The sequence below is a fragment of the Spiroplasma endosymbiont of Othius punctulatus genome, from assembly GCF_964019505.1.
Lineage (GTDB): Bacteria > Bacillota_I > Bacilli_A > Mycoplasmatales > Mycoplasmataceae > TIUS-1.
The window spans coordinates 329,238-346,334 of the sequence record NZ_OZ026449.1; the positions used below are offsets into that span (position 1 = coordinate 329,238).

Genomic DNA, 17,097 nt, shown 5'->3' on the forward strand with positions numbered 1-17,097 from the left:
TAGGTGTGGTTAACCTATTAATCTATTCATTTAATATTAAATCTAAATGTTATTTTTTGTAAGTGTTTTGGAACACCTGTAGTGTCCTTTAATTCACCAGCTATGTCTACTGAATGTATTTCTCCATTCTCGTCCACGATAGGCTTATTAAACTTATCTAGCGGTATTGTTAGTCCGAAGTCTGTGCGAGCAAAATCAAAACCATTCTTAATTATCATTTCTCATGCGGTTTCACTAGCAGGCATACTGCTGATATTAACTTTTTCACTAATTGATGTTAAAAAAGTATGTGTATTTTTTACAAGTTCTTCAAAAATTTCTTTTTCACCAATTGAACCTTTAGAAAATGTCAAAGTATTCAATTCTAAGTCACCATCGTTGTCATCAAATATTGTTGATGCAGATCAAAGATCAGTAAATAAACTAGTTATACCGAGACCTGTACTCAAGTCATAAGTAGAATCGGTTTTAACAACTTCATGTAATTCTGGCTTATCAATGTAGATATAACTTCCGCTATTACCAGAAGAAACATTTTGTTGAATTCTATCTTTTTCAACAAGACTATAGTCATATGATTCGGAAGTTCAATATGATTGAAAGGGCAAAAAGTCAAAATCGAACAGTCATCAATATTTTGAATGAGTTCCTTTTTTAACTATGTCTTTTTTAATTCTATTAAAAGCATCAATTAATAATCCACTAACGTCTTGACCGTTACCAGTCAATGCATTATTGATTATTCTATGGATATCATCTTTTAGTTTAGATAAAGATTTTTGCAGAAATCCTTCCTCAGGTAAAAACATAAAATAGTATTGGTCATCATCTTGGGTAGTGGTATATCTATTTAATTTATCTTTTGATTCAAGAGAAGTGTATAAAACTTCAATTGCATTCCATCATGTCCAGTTTCCACTATTGTCACTCAAGAACTCCTTTGGAATGAAAAAGTCACCATCACTTTGTACGTATATGTTTTTTAGAAATGTTACAAAAGGTGTTAAGAATTTAATTGTATCAATATTACCTGCGCGATTGCTAATATCTTCAACTCTATTGCTTGTAGTACCAATTGAAAATAATTGGTTAATATCAAATAATTGAGATGTCGAATCAAATTCTTTAAGGTCAAGTTTTGAATTTTTTTCCTTAATAAATTTGTCATTTTTATTTACACCAGAAATTACGAAGTTATCGTATGGATTAGATGTGTAATCAGAAAATTCTTTGTTATCAATGCCTTTACTTGAGTCATTTTTATTTTCTTCAAAGAATAGATTAAACAATTTTTCGTATGAATCGTAAAGTTTATCTGTGTTTTTTGCATTGCCTTTTGAATCTTTTCCTTCAATTTCTAAAAGTAATTTACTTGATTGTTCACCCAAAATTGAACTTTGATTATTGGGGTAGGTACCGTCTTCATTTTTTTTATGCATATTATTTAGCAATTTAAATTGCATAAAATTAGAAAGGAATCCATCATTTCCATAAAATAAAGTTGGCATTAATAAAGCATTTTTAATTGGCTCACCTTTGTAATTTATTTTCAAAAATAAAACAGAATTTGCAACATTGAAGTTGTTACTTTGAACATCATTAATATCTAGTTTATTTGTCAAATTAACATCAGTATAAATATCTACAACTTCAATTTGGCTCGCGTCAGAAAATGTAGAACCATAAATAGGGTTTTCAGCTATGAAATCAATAGGTGCTCTTTCAAAGATATCGTTGTATGCGTATTGAAGCCTTAAAGAAGTGGCTTCTACTGTTTCATATTTAACATGGCCATCTTGTGCTTCATGAACAACTCTGACAAATGCTACTTGATCATCGGTGATATGGTTCATTGGAGTTTTTGCAAAATCAACCTCAAAACCATTTCCTTTTTTAAAGTTCCAGTTTGGTAGCTGACCGTGAGTTTTAATACCATTGTAATTAACAACGTCAGTAACAAAAAAATAAGCTGTTGTAGTAAAGGCGGCAGCACTTAGTAAGAAGACAGACGAAAAAATACCAATTTTCATTTTATTGTTTCTAGGTATAATTCTAACTTTTCCTGTTAGTTCATTTAGTTTCTTTCAACTACCTGGTTTTTTAGCCACAACAGATACTCCAATACGATTTTATTAATGTGATTTTATATAAATTAAATACATAAAACAATTGTTATGGGTCTAATAATAATTAATTTTTTAAGTATAATAGTACTAATATGAAAAAATTATTGAAATTACTTACAGTTACAATCATGACTACAATTCCTGTAATAGGAGTTGTTTCTTGTGGTACTGGAACTACTGGAATAATTAATGACAAGATTAATGTTTCGATGTCAATCACAATGGAAGAACCAGTAGTTATTGCTGAACCAATAAGTGAAGAAACTGCTATTGATTATGGTGATGCTTTGTCAAAAGTTTTCGAACAAGCAAAAGTTGAAAAAAAAATACCATCAGATTTAAGAATGAGCCAAGTAGTTACAAGTGACGAGTTCTTTGAAAGGGTAACTAATGCTCCAGACTATAGCCACACAGGATATGCAGTTTATACTGTGATTTCTGAAGAGGATTCTAAATATTTTGGTGCAATAAATATTAAATTTAAATTGATAGAAACAGACACCGTAGGTGAAGAAGAGGTTGAAATACCGGGGCAAGGACCTGGTGAAGGAAACGCAGGTGGAGACCCAACTCAAGAATCAATGACGGACCTTACTAGATTTTATGTTTCAAGCGATAAAGTAGATAAAGATGAGTTGGATAAGTTTAAATTAGAGTTAATTAAAACTGCTAAAGAAAAGTTTCAAACATCAACTGACCCAAATGACGTTGACTATCCGGATTCATTTTTTGAATTGCATGATAATTTTGAAATGAAAGTTATCACAAAAACAATAGAAGAAAATACTGCAAACCAAAAAGTTGAGTTCTCATTAACAACAAAAGAAGCATTTTGAGATGAAGGATCAAAAACATATTTTTTAGGTAATTTTAAAATAGTATTTTACAATGCGATAGTAAACAAACATGTCATTGATGTTAATTTTGACTACAAACATCCACCAACTACAAAAGAATATGAAGAAGATGTTTTTGAAGCAATAAAAGAATCTGTTAAAGACACAGACACAATCCTAAACGAAGGTGGGGTTTCAAAAAACTTTTCTGATTATTATGATTTTGATTGAAAAGACAGTGAATTAATCCCAAAAGATTTTGGAGATAAAAAAATCATCCCTAACAACTCGTATGGTCACTCAAAATCTGATATGAACGAAACGGTTTTTGGGCGTAGTGAAAATGACATTATTATTTCTGGAGATTTAGAAATCGAACCAATTGACTTAAGTTTATTAAATCAAGTAGATGAAGAAATTATTGAACCTGCACCAGGTAAATTCATAATGAATGAGATAATTGATGTTAATGGAAAAACGGCAGGACCAGAGATTATTAATATTGAAAAACAGATTTGAGATTTCCTTGTAAAAGAAGCTAACCAATCAATTGCCGAAAAATACTCAGGTTATTCAAAATGACCAGCAATTGAACGTAAGCATTTCGATACAGAGTCACAACCAGATAAGTGAATTAAAATTATAGAAGAAACAATTCGTACAATGGAACTTGGATCATCAAAAACGATTACTTTTACTTCAATGGTTGATGTCAACAATGAACAAAGATTGTTTAAAAATGGTATGAGTGTCATTGTTACATTTAGAAATAATCCTACTTACATATATACAGAAGTAGAACCGATAATGTTATCAAAACAAGCGACCGAAGAAGAATTGTTCAATACATTCAAACTTCAAATTGAAAAACATATTGGAAAGGAACTTGGTTCAATGAACACTGATGCTCTCGTTAAAGATGAAGAACTACACGAACTTGCATCAGCAGTATCAGAATCAATTAAAACAGGTGAGTGAGTTGAATATTCACAGGAGTTCCCAATGGGCGGTCCTGTACAACCGATTGCCGTTGTAACACATGGTGTATTAAAAGTTACTGATACACCAAATGTAAATACTTATGAACTGGACTTTAAAGATGTTCAGGACTTCATGTACTTTGTCCAAGCAACTCCAGAAGAAATTGATGTCTCTATTAAAAAAGTTACAAACAGAATCTTTGATGAAATTAAATCAAAATTAATTGAACAAAATATCCAATCTGAAATTGAGGGCACTTCAATGCTGATACAAGATTGGGGGACAATTAACGGCAGTGCTAAAAAAACATTACAAAAAATTATAAGCGATAAACTTAAACCTATGAATGGTGGCAATGGCACTTCAGTTGATATAACTGAAAGTTTAACTTCATTAGTTGAACATAGTGCATTTAAAGGTGTTATTAAACTAACCAACCTAAATATATCAATATTAAAAATATAATTTTAAGAAGTAAATTGGAACTATGATCGAAAACAAAACAAGAAATTTTAATATGACACAGACAGAAAGCGAACAAAAAGCCCTCAAAATGGAAAAGATGGGTGTCGAGTTTACTAGAATGTATTTTTCAACAAGAATTGAACGCATTGGCCGTTCAATTCTTTTGCTTTCTCAAGTAGTGATGTTGGTAGTCTTTATGATTAACTTTGCATCTTTATCTGCATTTATTGCAAGCAAACTACCAATTCACGAAGTAATAAATGCAATTGGTATTGCCGACGCATTCTTTAGATCAACTTTGATTGCTTTAACAACACTTGGTATGTTGGTTTGTCTGGCATTTATGGTTCCGCTTTTAGTGGTGAAAAATGCTAAAGCAGTAAAAGATACTGGACAAATAATATTTATTCTTGGATTGGCAGTATCGGTCAGTTTATTGATATGATCAATAATCTCAATTTCATTATTTCCCGTTAAATTCAATATTCTTGGTATTGTATTAGCTGTAATTAATATTGCTCTAATCTCAATTGGAAGCATCATGATGATTTCATCTTCATCAAAATTAATTAAAAAGGTAACAAAAGCTATTGATGATAGCAATGACCTTGGAATAGAAACCCCAAAAGGTAATAGGGGGTAATATGGCAAAGAAATATCGTATGAGAACCGTACCGGAATCTCAAGAAGAAGTAATTGATTATGTTGACCCAAGATCAAGTTCTTTCCAAGCATTAGATGCAGATCCTGAACAAAAAATAATTAGTTCATTAGTTACTGATGATTTAAATAAAGTAAAAGATAGAACAAAACGAGCACTTAAAAAGAAACAAATATCTGAAAAAGATAGAATTTATTTTTCAACTGGTAAAGAAGGGTTCGCAAGAACGGTAATTGTTATTAGTCAAATAGTTATATTTGCAGCGTTCATGTCTTTGATGGCTACAATGGCAAATACGTTCTTTGGTCTAACAAATAATTTGATCACAGGGATTCCTGGGTTTACAAATAAGTTACTTTTCTTATTTTCACCATTAATAATAATTGCGGCATTTATCTTGATTACTGGTTTTATTGGACAATTATTATTTATTGTTATTCCAATATTGTCCGCTCAAAAAATTGAAACAGTTTCATTTTGAACTAAGACATTATTTTTTATTTCTATATCAAACGGAATAGTAATGTTACTAATCACAATAGTGATAACGGTGTTATTTAATTTAAACAATTGAGAAGTATATAACTCATTACAATTGATTTCATTTACACCATTTATAACTTCAATATCAATTGCAATAGTAACTACATTCTTTGGATTTGTGCTCTTATTTTCATCTGTTAGAGGTGTTCGCGCCACTAACAAAAGAATAGTTGAGGCAAACATAAGAAACTATAACAGCCAATAGTATATCAAATAAAAGGAGGGTTATCATGATAGCTAAAATTGAAGACAAAACAGCAGAAAAACAATTAGGTTGAAATACTAGAATTGAACTTGCAACTAGAAACTTAATTATTTTTGTAACCTTAACTTTATTAATGATGTCATTTTTTGTAGGTGCTGGTTGTGCAAGAATATTTAACCAATTTGAAAACATAATTGGAGAACAAAGTCATTTTAGTTTCAAGATCCGATATATAATTGTGGGTTTGATAACACTTTTGGCATCATTACCGATTTCTATATTTACTGTATTCCCATATATTTTTATGAAAAGGGCTGCAAGAATTAAAACATATATATTCATTTCATCAGCGTTTATTCTTGCATATGTAATTGCATGTATAGCTGTAATGATTTCATATGAAAACATTTATGGGTATTCAAATCCCTATATTACCGCAAGTTATGCTGTGATAGGTACGGGGATATCAATAGTAATGATTTCAAAAGTTCTACTTTGAAGAGAAGTAAAAAAACAATGAAAAATGAGAAAAGCATTTGAATATTTGAGAGAAGAAAAAATATTTGAAACAGCATCTGAAAAACAAAATAAATTAGTAAGCGAAAGAGATGAGTTGATTAAACTATCAGTTGAAAAAGATAATCTTGAACAACACGTTATTGACAATGTTAACAGCATGAATGGTAATCCAATTAAGAAAAAACACTTATCAAAATTATGAAAAAGGAAAGCACTTGCAAAAGAATTAAAAAGTAAATAGGGACTCAAATGGCAACTAAAAGAAACTGAAAAATTTCAAGAAAAGGAAACAAGATATTGTTTATTCTTTTAGGTGTTTCAGTTGTAGTGGCTCCGTCAGTTACAATAATTTATTCTTTAGTTGCAAAAGCAAATTATGAAAATAAGGATCCATGAAGTGAAGCTTTTGAATTAGACAAATCATTAGAACAAGTAATATCAGATAAGTTCCAAGACGATAAAATACGTTTCACTGTTGGTGAAAAAAGTGACACTGGGATTTATGTTACAGAAAATGATATTTCAAAGATAAGGACATATCTAAGAAGTGGTGAGTGAGTTAAAGAACTTGATGATAGTGTAATTCACGGAATGCTATTTGAAACAGGTGCGAAATGAATACCACCATTAAATGAAGGCGAAGAAGGCCATGTGTTATACAGTGGTAAAAAAGTCAAAAATTTAGCATTATTCCCAACTATATTAGAATATCCATACGAAGGCCAAAATAAATATGGGGAGATATTTTTCAAATCCTCTGCTACATATGATGGAATCTTTCATTATGGTGTTAGGCTCAATTTGAGATTAGGTGTAGTTGATGGTAGGAACAAACCATTTGATTTACAAAAAACTTATGATTACAGCTTAGATCACGGACCAAACATACCATTTGCAGAGATGCTAACATTGATGAACAATGAATCAATTAAGAGTTTTGTCGCTGACGGTGGGATAAATAAAAGAAGTGAAAATGACAAAGTATTATCTTCGTTACTTAGACGTTATTATGATATGACACCAAGCAATATGAATCTTCTTGACACAATTAATCCGGTGGGTGGTTCGATTCCTTCAAACGAAATTTCGGAGTCAGCAAATGCAAAAACATTACATGTTAAATATGATAGTCAAAAAATAAATAACTTAAATAATTTTGGAGCTGGCCTTTTTGAAAAACACACAAGTGAATACAAGAAAATAGAAACCATTTTTAATAAGATTGGAATATCAATGCCAACTTTTCAAAACGACCCATCTGGATATAGAAAATCAGATAGAAAGGGAAACTTTGAATTGCCACTAAATTCAGGTGATATCAACTCTTACAAAGGTTATGTTGGTCAAGATTTTAATGATGACATTTCTGATAAAAATGGAACAATATTTAGATCAGAACATAATGTCTTTACTAACCAAGTGGAAGTTAAATTTTTAAATGTAAATAGTGAAAGACAGGGTTCGTTGACAAGAAGACCTACAAATATTTATTATGATCAAACTCCATACTCAAGAGGTACTGTTTCTTATGATAGTTATAAGATTCAAACTGATATAAATTCTGTTCTTGAGGACATAGAATTTGATAGTGACACTTCAACAATAAACTATGATTTAAATCAACAAAATTTCAATATTAAGAAAAATATTGAAGCAGCTGTTAAACAAAGTTTAAACAGTTTAGGAGTAAGTGAAGGTGTGCTTAAAAATGTAGCTGTTGATAAAATGTTGGCCGCATCAGGACCAATGAAAAATTATCCAAGAAATGGAAAGGATTCTTCGAAGGTTTATGTAGATAATTCATTCAACTTTTTTCCAGCTACAACAACTGTAGAGTTATATAGATACAACAAAGATGGGTCAATCCTTTCAGGAATTACAGATAAAATTACAAAAAACCATAATGTAAGTTCTGTGACCAAAGAAGATCCGGTAGGTAAAAAGAAAAAAAACATATCCGAGTTCCAAGCAAACATGAGTGCAAATGTTGACAATCTAAACTCTAGAAATGAATGAGATACAAGAACATCTGAGTATACGATAATCTCACAAGTCAAAAACGAATTAATGAAAGAGTTACAAAATTGAATAGATAATGCATCCAAATCCGAGGGATATCCAATTGAATCAAACGAGTATAACAGCATTGAAATGAAGTTGGTTGGACCTGTTAAAAATGGAAAATTAAAACCAGGTGATTACAAGATTAAATTTAGTGCACCAAAAAGCGTATTGAACTTTTTTGGTGAAATGGAAACAACAAGTTTCTTCATTGAAGCAGAACCTGAACCAATTCCTGAACCAGAAGAGTAATACAAACTATTAATAGTAAGTTATATAAATAATATATATAATTGACTTATTAAATAAAAAGGAGGTACAAACAAAATGAGAACAAGACCAAATCATAAAAGTCAGTTTCCAGAAATTAATTTATTAGATGATGAAAACAGACGAAAAAAATATGAATCGGATCTAAGCGAACTTTCACGAGCAGAACAAAAGAAATTTAGTTATGTACCTCCAACAAAAGTAAATAACTTTTCAGGTAGAAAATTATTTTGAAGTGTTAAGTTAGAAATTGCAGGTAGATTATTAATTTTTCTAGCAGCAATAATGACAATTGTGATTTCATTTATTTTAGGTAAATATGGATTACTTGCAACTATAGAAGAAACATTCGGAATTAACATTGTGTTTTTCGGAATTGACGTTAGTCATGTGGCGGCCTATGGTCTCATGTATGTGTCTTTAATATTTAGTTTATTTTATATTCTGCCAATGATATTAACTAGAACGGTTGGTGGTGTAAAGCGTTGAGCTATGGTTTACATTGGTTTTGCAATAGCATACTTTATATTTTTTGAATTAATTTGTGCAGGTTTAATTATATTTAACAGTATTTCACTATTCGAAGGTGGAGCTGAAGTAAGTAAAATTTATCCATTATTAATTGTATTAGTCCTAACAACAACAATAATTCAAATTATAGGTTCATGTTTCTTAGTCGTTAAATCTGATGACATAAGACAAAGATTGAGCTTAGAAGTATAAAAGGAATAAGAGAATGACAACAACAAATAGAATAGAAGAATTAATTAAACAACTTCAAAAAGGTGTTTATGAAAAAAACGAAGTATTCGTACTTTCGATATTAGCAATGTTAGCTGGTGAATCAATATTTTTACTTGGTAAACCAGGGATTGCTAAATCACTTGTAGCTCGTCGTGTTAAATATGCATTTAACAACGGGTCAATTTTTGAATACCTAATGAATAGATTTTCAACACCAGAAGAAATATTTGGACCAATCTCAATTGAAGGAATTCAAAAAGGTGAATACAAAAGATTAGTAAATAAATATCTTCCATCAGCTGATATTGTTTTCTTAGATGAGATTTGAAAAGCTGGACCTTCAATTCAAAACACGCTTCTAACAATCATTAATGAAAAGATTTTTAGAAATGCTGGAGAAGATATGAAAGTTCCAATGAAACTTTTAATTTCTGCATCAAACGAATTACCAATGCAAGGTCAAGGACTTGAAGCTCTATTTGATAGATTTATTATTAGATATATTGTTGAAGGTTTAAAAGACGAAAAAAACTTTAATGACATGATTGGTGGGGATGCTGCTTTAGAGGTTGAAGTTGATCCAAACTTACAAATTAAAGCTGTCGAATTTGAAGCATGACAAAAAGAAATTAAAAAAGTTCAATTAGATTCTTTAACATTTAATTTTATTTCAGATATAAGAAAAGGATTGGATGTTGCAACTGAAGGTGAAGCTTATATTTCAGATAGACGTTGAAAAAAAATTGCAGGTTTAATGAAAACTTCAGCATACTTCAACGGAAGAGCTAAAGTAGATAAACAAGATTGATTAATAATTCCATACTGTATTTGAGATGATGAATTACAAGAAGAAGAATATCGTGCACTATTTAATGAGTTCTATTTCGAATCATTAAAAGTTGATATCTTTAAAAGATGAGAAGAATACAAAATAGAACTTGTTGAATTGAAAAAACAATACGCATATGTATTAGATACTATTAGTGAAAAAAGCATTTATCAAAATGTGTTCTCTAAAAAACTACCAGGGAACTACCACAGACTATTATGAAAAACGTCTGAAAACCCAATTTGTTTTATTAAAGTAGAAGATTACACAAGAATATTTCACAATAAAGAAACAACTACTGAAATTGAAATTTTTTGTGGAGATGAATTAGATAACTTAGTTGTAATTAAAAAAGCAGGTGTTACTTATTCAAATGAAAGATCAATCAAAATTGGTAATGAAATTGTTTCATTTGAAATTCAAAATAAAAAAGACCAAAACGAACTTGATGCTCTTTTAGAACAAATAAAAGATGTAACTTGAAAAGTTGAACACTTACCAAACTTAATGGTAGAAGAAAAAGAAAGACTTGAAAAAACTTCAAGTATATTCTTTAAACAACAATTTGACTTAGTGCTGAATAGTGCGTTTGCAGAATACATCGACATAGTAAAACAACAAGAACAAGAAGAACATGAAGATCTTGAAAAAAGAGTACAAAAAATAAACGAAACTCCAGTTGATCCATCACCAGAAGTTACAACAAACAAACCGGGTTCAAATACTTAAAAATAACTTTTAGGAGCCACTGTGGAATTTCAATTAGAAAATAGAATAGATAAGAAATTAGAAAAAGAGTTAGGATACCTACGCAATAAGGATTTAATAAATCCTAAATATATGCTTGCGATAAAGAGTAGACGTCTTCCTGCTAATTTTTTTGATGATCGAATCAATGATTTCTATGATGAAACAGTTAAACATGACATAAGAAAAATTAAACTATCTCCAGCTTTAGAAAAAGAAATTTATTTATTTCACTGAGTACAAATAAATGGATATGAAGGAGTAAAGAAAAGTTATAACAAAATACAAGATTTTCTTTACAATGTTAAATCACATTTTTACAACAGATTAAACTTTTATAGATATGAATTTAATAAACAAAATAATGATCCAACAATGATTTTCAAAAACTTCATAAATACATGAGAATTAATTTTGACTAAAAGTGTTGTTGAATATCGAATGATAGTTGTAGAAGAACAAAGAATGAAATTCATTGAAAAACTATATGACTACATTGAAATATATGACCAATCATCAAAACTATTAAAAACAGTTTGAAATTTTCTTGGTGATGTTTTTGACGATAAAGAAACATTGTCTAAAAATATCAATATTAAAACATTAGAAATGTTTGCAAGTTATTTAGAAAACAATCCAGCGATTGTAAAAATTGCATCAATGATTGGTAGACAATCTGAAAAAAGTAATTTATTTGAAGAGCGCAAACTAAAAGATTTACCTATAAAAACAAAATTAAAGCCTGTTTACAACGCAACAGAAGAAATTGTGGGTGTGTCTCAGTCTAATGTCTTAGAACATGTTCTAACGCCTGAATTTGCAGTTCTAGGAATTCCTGTATTAGAAAATATCTTTTACAAGAAATTCGTAGAAGGGCAATTACAAGTTTTTGACTTTCTTTCATTTGAAGAAGTTCCAGAACGCATTGTTGAAGAACGCACATATAGAGTTGAAGTCCCAGAAGAAAAAGGACCAATCATTCTTTGTGTAGATACTTCGGCTTCAATGCAAGGGAGTCCAGAACAAATTGCAAAATCACTTGCTTTAGCTATTACAAAGATTGCAATTAAAGAAAGAAGAAGTTGTTATATGATTAACTTTTCAAATGGACTTGAAGTAGTTGATCTGTCTAAAACAAAAACACTATTAAAAAATCTTGTTAATTTTTTATCTCAAAGTTTTAATGGGTCAACAAATATTGAACCAGCTCTTGCGCATACAGTTAGGGTTATGAGTCAAAAAAGATGAAAGAATGCAGATTTATTAATGCTTTCTGACTTTCTAAACCCAGACTTACCAGATGAGATATTTGATAAAGTGGATGAGTTGAAATCATTAAGAAATAGATTTCACGCAATATCTATTGGTATATTAAAAAATAAATCAATCCAACCATTATTTGATAACTCATGGACATATGATCCAAGAGATCCATTTACATCTGAAAAAATAATTTCAGATCTATCAAATGAATTAAACCCAACTAGAAGTAGGTTAACTAATCCAAAAGATATTTTTAAACAAATTAATAGAAATTAATAATAGATAGGATTTAAAATGAAAAATGAACAATTTGAACAATACATCCAAGACTTTATAAGTACAGAGTTAGAAGATGAAGGGAACTCAAATCAAAAACACGCTGTTAAAGCTTGGGTTTTTACAGTATTGGGAATTATATCTTTTATTATTTGGGTAACTACCTTTGTAACCAGTATTGAAAATGGAATAGCTGTTATCTCTATTGCATTTATCTTGATGGTTATATTTGTGTGTCTTGCGATATATAGTTTCAAGAGATCAAAAGGGACTACAGCGAAAAATGTAGATATTATTTCTGACAATCTTCATAGATTCGTTTCGAAATACCTGGAGTTAGTTCACCCAGAATTTGTGGTTGAAGATATTGATCTTAAAATTTTTGGTGGTAGCGAAGTTTGGTTTCAAATTGGAGAAGCTACATATTATTGCGATGCCGACATCGAAGAAATAATTAGATACGAACTTGTATCGAGTGGTAAAAATGCAACAACTGTACCGGTACATTACTTCATAAATAGGCTAAGTGTTCGGTTGTCTTATGAACCGCTACCTATCGAAAATGCTGTCGGTATAAAACTGGGTAAAACTAAAGAAAAGAATATTGATGAATATGTTTCTGAATCAATTGAATTCAATAAAACGTACAAAGTAAATTCCTCTAAAACAGACGGTTTCAAATTGCTTACACCAATAAGAATTGATTCTTTAATGAACAACAAACATTTGATGGGTGATATCAAATTCAATATCACTGGCAATAATGCAGAATTTTATAGAGAGTGAGAAATACGAAAAACATTTAATAGAAGTAATACTCTTGCTTCGAAACCATTAACTACGTTGTCTGCAAATGATGACATTATGTGTGAAGAAATAACAAAACACGTTAAAGAAATAGTTGAAAACCCAATTAAAAATTGAAAAATAATGGAAACATTATTACTACATAAATAATTTATATTCTTTAAAAACCTAAACAAATGTTTAGGTTTTTGTTTAAAACAGCGGTTAATTATTATAAAATATTATTATAAATAAAAAGAGGTAACCATGATTTTATTAGACAAGTTAGCCAGCGAAGTCGAACACTTGGTTGAACTAAATAACAAATTTCCAGGAGTGATTCAAGAAGAAAAAATTCAAAGAATTTTAGATGGTTGAAATAACATTAAAGCAAATCCTGAAAAACACGATAATACATCTTCAGTTGATATTTTCAAAAGAGATCTAAAAGGATGTATTTCAATTTTAGAAGAAAACTTAACACCACACCAACCACACCAAAGTATGGATGGTGGAATTAATATGAATAACTTATCAGCGCGTTTAGCTAGATTAAATCCAAATGCACAACGCGCTCACCAACCAATACCGCAAGTCAACAATACTGTTGTTACTAATGGTGGTAAGCTAAGAGAAAATGATAGAGAAATATTTATAGCTGAAGACTTGAGAGCCAAAATTGAACTTGAATTAAAATCACTAGTCGCTGAAGATAGTTCAGAGACACAACTATTAAAAGAAAAAACTATAACTATAAAAGCATTAGACATGCTAATTGCAAATTTGAAAGCAACAAGATAATGGAAAGAGCAAAATATTTAATTACAAAAGACATTAAAAAATCAATCAAGAAAAACAAGACGCAAGTTGAGCAGCTTTCTAATGATTGATTTTTAAAGTATTCACAACATTTAAACGACTTTCAAAAAGAGGGTTTAAACGAAAGTGGAGTTGAATTAAATACTTTTGAACATCATTTATTTGATAACAGATCAAAACGAATTAACCATGTTGAATTTGATAAAAACGAATTACAAGAATTTAATGTCAATCACAAGAACAAACTAGTCAGTGTGGTTGGTCTAATAAACAGAAGTGCACACAGATGAGTTATTGGATTGCATGATTGATCTGAAAACAAATATCAATCACTAAGAATGTTAGAACAATACAGAAAAAATGGTTATAACATTATTTCTTTTGATACAACTGGTCATGGAAAAGACTTGAATGAAAAAACTGATTTATGATATTCAACAATTTCTACAATTGATGAAATTATTAGAAACATTAAAGATAATTATCTAATGAGTCAAGTGGGTTTAGTTGGGGTTGGTTTTGGTGCTTCGGCCGCAATTGCACATTCAGAGATAGGGAAGAAAAAATCATCAGTAAATTGAATAATAGCAGATTCTCCAATTTCAGATTTAGACACATATTTTAAATACGATTTACAAAACAACTTCACAAATATGGATTGATGAAAAGTAAGTTTTAATTTCTTGGATAAATTTAAACGTAGCTTAGAAATTAAATATGATTTTGATATTTTAAAAGACATTAAAAAGTCATTTAAAACACCGATAATGTTTATTGCATCAACCAACAACAAAAAAGTTCCACATTGAATGACTGAAGAATTATATGAAAATAAAATCAAATTTGAAAAAGAACAAATTTCAGAATTATGGTTAACTAACAAATCAGAACATCAAAAAATTGTATCTGACTTTGGAAAAGAATATATGGAAAAGACATTTAATTTTTCATCTAAATGAGAAAAATAAAAACAAATAGATTATCTATTTGTTTTTTGTTTATTTGGATTAAAATATAAGTGAATCAAAATGAACCAATCGCTATATTTGAAAAAGAATATAGAGGAAACTCCGCGCTTGCACCGCCTGTGATGGTGGTAGTGATTGTGCCAAGAAATAAGGTGATCTTGGGTACCGCAAGGTAACGACGCTTAATTAATCTAAGGGAAACTACGATTGAAGCATAAAGTGCCACAGAGACGAGCAATGGGAAACCAGGCAATGGAACGGGTAAACTCCACAAGCAAGAAACTCAAATTTTGGTAGAGGAATTCAAATCAGGTAACTGAACTTGGTTTGTGATCGTAAGATAGATAAATGGTTGGTACACGTAAGTGAACAGAACGCGGGTTATGATTTTTGATTCTATTTTTTAAGGACTTATATGGAAATACTAATTAACTGAGCAACAAAGAATAATTATTCAATCTCAACATGTGAATCATTCACTGGTGGAGCATTTTCAAATGCTCTAACAAATGTTGCTGGGACATCTAAAGTATACAAGGGTGGTTTTGTTTGTTATTCAGATGAATTCAAAACAGATATTTTAAATATTGATGTAAAAGTAATTAAAAAATATGGGGTTGTTAGTCCGGAAGTTTTAACTGAAATGTTAAAAAGCACACAACAAATATTAAAAACAAATATTGTAATTGGATACACAGGCTGAGCACCTCCATTTGACAAAACAAATCCAGACTCTGGGCTAGCACATTATGGTTTTAGAATTAATGATGACGCTTTTGTCTATGAATATAGACTTGAAGATTCTATGGATCGTGGACTATTTAAAACAATGATGGTAGAAAAATTACTAAAACAAATAAAAAAAAGAATGATTTAATTTTTTTCTGACGTTAATGATAACGGAGGATGTAAAAAATGAACATTACAAAAACAAAAACAAAAGAGGACATTATTATGCCAAAAGATATATTTGAAGACCCAGATCTTAAAGCTGTCTTAAAAGAGATTGAAAAAACTCATGGTAGAGGATCAATAATGACACTAGGAGATAAGGCGGATTCTAAGATTGAGGTAATCTCATCGGGAAGTCTGCTACTTGATGACATCATTGGTGTTGGAGGTTACCCTAAAGGTAGGGTGACTGAAATATTTGGTCCAGAATCAAGTGGTAAAACCACTCTTGCATTACATGCAATTGCTGAATCACAAAAAGAAGGTGGAGTTGCTGCATTTATTGATGCCGAACATTCATTAGACCCAGCTTATGCAAAAAGAATTGGAGTTGATATTGATAACTTGATAGTGTCTCAACCAGATTCAGGAGAACAAGGTCTTGAGATATTAGAAGCATTAGTTAAATCAGGTAAGGTTAGCATTGTGATCGTTGACTCAGTTGCAGCTTTAGTACCTAAAGCTGAACTTGACGGTGAAATGTCAGATCAACAAATCGGTGCGCAAGCCAGACTTATGTCTAAAGCTTTGAGAAAAGTTAATGGAATAATCAACAAAACAAATACAGTAGTTATATTTATTAATCAACTAAGAGAAAAGGTTGGAATAATTTTTGGTAACCCAGAAATCACGCCCGGTGGCCGTGCACTGCGTTTCTATTCTTCACTAAGATTAGAAGTCAGAAAGGGTGAAACTGTATTACAAAATGGTATAGCCACAGGTAATAAAGCAAAAATAAAAGTTGTTAAAAACAAAGTTTCACCACCATTTAAAACATGTCAGGTCTTGATTATTTATAACAAAGGAATTGATAGAATGTTAGAAATAATTGAATTAGCAATTTCTAAAGAAATAATTGATAAAGCAGGATCTTGATTTGCATATAATGGTGAAAAAATTGGACAAGGAAAAGATAGTGTTAAAGAATTTTTAAATTCAAACCCAAAAGCCTTGGATGAAATTTATATTAAAATTAAGAAAAATGATATAAAATAATTTTGTTAGTAATCTAACACGCAGCCTTTCTATAGATGGAGAGGTACCAAA

At 30.1% G+C, this 17,097-nt stretch carries 14 protein-coding genes and 1 other RNA gene; 14 read left to right on the forward strand and 1 reads right to left on the reverse strand.

Annotation, left to right across the window (positions count from 1 at the left end):
• Positions 1-17 precede the first annotated feature (17 nt).
• Positions 18-2,108: a hypothetical protein gene (locus AACL07_RS01555; protein WP_338984056.1), complete on the reverse strand. Its 2,091-nt coding sequence runs from the start codon at positions 2,106-2,108 to the stop codon at positions 18-20.
• A 110-nt stretch (positions 2,109-2,218) separates the two neighbouring features.
• On the opposite strand from AACL07_RS01555, the gene AACL07_RS01560 reads away from it, so the two are divergent.
• The 14 genes from AACL07_RS01560 to recA all read left to right on the forward strand — a co-directional run bounded on the left by AACL07_RS01560 (position 2,219) and on the right by recA (position 17,046).
• On the forward strand, positions 2,219-4,408 hold the full coding sequence (locus tag AACL07_RS01560) for a hypothetical protein (RefSeq protein ID WP_338984057.1): 2,190 nt from the start codon (positions 2,219-2,221) through the stop codon (positions 4,406-4,408).
• A gap of 52 nt (positions 4,409-4,460) precedes the next feature.
• Positions 4,461-5,051 (forward strand): hypothetical protein, encoded by a 591-nt coding sequence (locus AACL07_RS01565; RefSeq protein WP_338984059.1) that lies wholly within the window; start codon positions 4,461-4,463, stop codon positions 5,049-5,051.
• A 1-nt stretch (position 5,052) separates the two neighbouring features.
• The gene (locus AACL07_RS01570; protein ID WP_338984061.1) at positions 5,053-5,817 is read left to right on the forward strand and encodes a hypothetical protein; all 765 of its coding nucleotides are present in this window, start codon (positions 5,053-5,055) and stop codon (positions 5,815-5,817) included.
• Positions 5,818-5,842: 25 nt separating this feature from the next.
• Positions 5,843-6,577 carry a hypothetical protein gene (locus tag AACL07_RS01575; protein WP_338984063.1) on the forward strand — a complete coding sequence of 245 codons (735 nt, stop codon included), beginning with the start codon at positions 5,843-5,845 and terminating at the stop codon, positions 6,575-6,577.
• Positions 6,578-6,585: 8 nt separating this feature from the next.
• Positions 6,586-8,649, forward strand: a complete 2,064-nt coding sequence (locus tag AACL07_RS01580; protein WP_338984065.1) for a hypothetical protein — start codon at positions 6,586-6,588, stop codon at positions 8,647-8,649.
• A 75-nt stretch (positions 8,650-8,724) separates the two neighbouring features.
• Complete coding sequence (locus AACL07_RS01585) at positions 8,725-9,390, forward strand: hypothetical protein (RefSeq protein WP_338984067.1); 666 nt, start codon at positions 8,725-8,727, stop codon at positions 9,388-9,390.
• 13 nt (positions 9,391-9,403) lie between these two features.
• Positions 9,404-10,969 carry an AAA family ATPase gene (locus AACL07_RS01590; RefSeq protein WP_338984069.1) on the forward strand — a complete coding sequence of 522 codons (1,566 nt, stop codon included), beginning with the start codon at positions 9,404-9,406 and terminating at the stop codon, positions 10,967-10,969.
• A gap of 21 nt (positions 10,970-10,990) precedes the next feature.
• Entirely contained in the window at positions 10,991-12,526 is a 1,536-nt protein-coding gene (locus AACL07_RS01595) for a VWA domain-containing protein (RefSeq protein ID WP_338984071.1), read from the forward strand.
• Between the two features lie 18 nt (positions 12,527-12,544).
• Positions 12,545-13,483, forward strand: coding sequence for a hypothetical protein (locus AACL07_RS01600; RefSeq protein ID WP_338984073.1), 939 nt, complete (start codon positions 12,545-12,547; stop codon positions 13,481-13,483).
• Between the two features lie 96 nt (positions 13,484-13,579).
• Positions 13,580-14,113, forward strand: a complete 534-nt coding sequence (locus AACL07_RS01605; RefSeq protein WP_338984075.1) for a hypothetical protein — start codon at positions 13,580-13,582, stop codon at positions 14,111-14,113.
• Positions 14,113-15,099 (forward strand): alpha/beta hydrolase, encoded by a 987-nt coding sequence (locus AACL07_RS01610; protein WP_338984077.1) that lies wholly within the window; start codon positions 14,113-14,115, stop codon positions 15,097-15,099. Before AACL07_RS01605 ends, AACL07_RS01610 begins: the two co-directional genes overlap by 1 nt.
• Before the next feature lie 56 nt (positions 15,100-15,155).
• Positions 15,156-15,488: RNase P RNA component class B (gene rnpB, locus AACL07_RS01615), an RNA gene on the forward strand.
• Positions 15,489-15,514: 26 nt separating this feature from the next.
• Entirely contained in the window at positions 15,515-15,976 is a 462-nt protein-coding gene (locus AACL07_RS01620; protein ID WP_338984079.1) for a nicotinamide-nucleotide amidohydrolase family protein, read from the forward strand.
• Between the two features lie 38 nt (positions 15,977-16,014).
• Positions 16,015-17,046 (forward strand): recombinase RecA, encoded by a 1,032-nt coding sequence (gene recA / locus AACL07_RS01625; protein ID WP_338984081.1) that lies wholly within the window; start codon positions 16,015-16,017, stop codon positions 17,044-17,046.
• Positions 17,047-17,097 lie beyond the last annotated feature (51 nt).